Annotated in this window: 1 protein-coding gene and 1 other annotated feature; the gene reads right to left on the bottom strand. The window is 38.9% G+C overall.

What is annotated here, in order from left to right; all coding sequences use genetic code 11:
• Positions 1–164 precede the first annotated feature (164 nt).
• The gene (gene tyrS, locus AC52RT_RS17260) at positions 165–1,421 is read right to left on the bottom strand and encodes a tyrosine--tRNA ligase (protein WP_495541888.1); all 1,257 of its coding nucleotides are present in this window, start codon (positions 1,419–1,421) and stop codon (positions 165–167) included.
• Positions 1,422–1,476: 55 nt separating this feature from the next.
• Positions 1,477–1,700: a binding site (T-box leader), on the bottom strand.
• Positions 1,701–1,959: the final 259 nt, after the last annotated feature.

Genomic DNA, 1,959 nt, shown 5'->3' with positions numbered 1-1,959 from the left:
GGTTTTTTTCGTCATTCCCCTATCTTGATGGGCTTCTTATCTTGATTGACTTACTCATGTTCCAATTTAGACATCGAAAGCGAGCGCCTGGAAAGGAAATCAACAACCCCATTTTAAAACACACGCGCACTGATTACCAGTGCGCGTGTGTTTTCATCTATTCATTACTTAATGAGAGTGTATTTCTTTTTACCTCGACGAATTAACAGGAATTCGCCTTCAATTTTATCATTATCACTTACCGTATATGCAACGTCGGTTACTTTTTCACCATTAATTGAAATGGCACCATTTTGAATATCTTCACGCGCTTGTCTTTTTGAAGGAGAAATCTTGGCTTCAATTAAAAGTTCCACTAAGCCAATCTCATTGGAACTCTCACGTTCATAAGTCGGAACATCTTTGAATCCAAGTTTGATTTCTGCTGCGCTTAACGTTTTAACATCTCCACTAAATAATGCTGCCGATATTCTAATCGCTTGTTCAAGGGACTCTGAACCGTGGATTAGTCTCGTCATCTCTTCTGCTAATTTCTTTTGTGCTTTTCGCAAATGCGGCTCTGAAGCTACGGATTCCTCAAGAGCTTCAATTTCCTCGCGCTCTAAGAACGTAAAGAATTTCAAGTACTTGACTACATCGGTATCCGCTGTATTGATCCAAAACTGGTAGAACTCATATGGTGATGTTTTTTCTGGATCCAGCCATATTGCGCCGCCTTCTGTCTTCCCAAACTTCGTACCATCTGATTTAGTTACAAGAGGAATAGTCATTCCGAACGCCTTCGTATCTCCATCGTGCGATTTACGAATCATTTCTAGTCCTGTCGTGATATTGCCCCATTGATCACTTCCGCCAATTTGGAGCTTACAGCTGTGATGATCATATAGATGATTAAAGTCTATTCCCTGCAGAATGGTATACGCAAATTCCGTAAAGGATAAGCCAGTTTCCAAACGTGAAGCAACCGTATCCTTGGCAAGCATATAGTTAATCCCGATATATTTTCCATAGTCGCGGAGGAACGTAACCATGTCAATTTTGCCAATCCAGTCATAATTATTTACCATGACTGCACCGTTATCTCCGTCAAACTCAAAAATTTGTGTTAATTGATTTTTAATACAATCCGCATTATGAAGCACGCGATCTAGTGTTTGAAGTTGTCTTTCTTCTTTTTTACCAGATGGATCACCGATAAGTCCTGTAGCTCCTCCAACTAATACAAGTGGACGGTGACCATGTTGTTGGAATCGACGCAAAGTGAGGAATGGCAATAAATGTCCTATATGCATACTATCCGCAGTAGGATCTACTCCGCAATATAATGATATTTTCTCTTTTTCTAACAGCTCCGTTAGACCGGTCTCATCTGTTTGTTGATAAATAATCCCTCTCCATTCGAGGTCTTTAATAAGTTCCATATGATTTTCCTCCTTTATATGCCGCAAACAAACACAAAAAAGCCCCTTCATAAAATGAAGGGACGAATAAATTCGCGGTACCACCCAACTTGAGAACATAGCTTGCCTGTCCTCCGCTTAAATTGAATAACGGCCATCAGCCGTTTGCTGCTAAATGTATATGGTTCACAGCAAATGCTCCAGGACGTAATTCACCACGCTATATGTACCGGTTTTCACCTCCCACCGGCTCTCTAAAACAGGGATAGCTTTGCTACTTAATCCTATCATCGCTTTACATTATTAAATTTTAAGATAATAAATTTTTATCATACATAGTGAAAACTGTCAACTTTATCTGACATTTTTATGGTAAATAATAAAAAGTAGTCATTCTCAATTAGGCTTATATGCTATAATATATGTGATTTCAGGGGGTTTGATACGATGAAAAATAATGAAAGAAATAAACAGACACGGCTGCGTCCGATGGGTGATTTTTTCAAGGACAAGCGCACAAAAAAATACTCAAGAATTACATACCAAGTTTTCTGGAATT

The sequence above is a fragment of the Peribacillus sp. genome, assembly GCF_059453735.1.
This window is presented reverse-complemented; position numbering and strand designations above follow the sequence as displayed.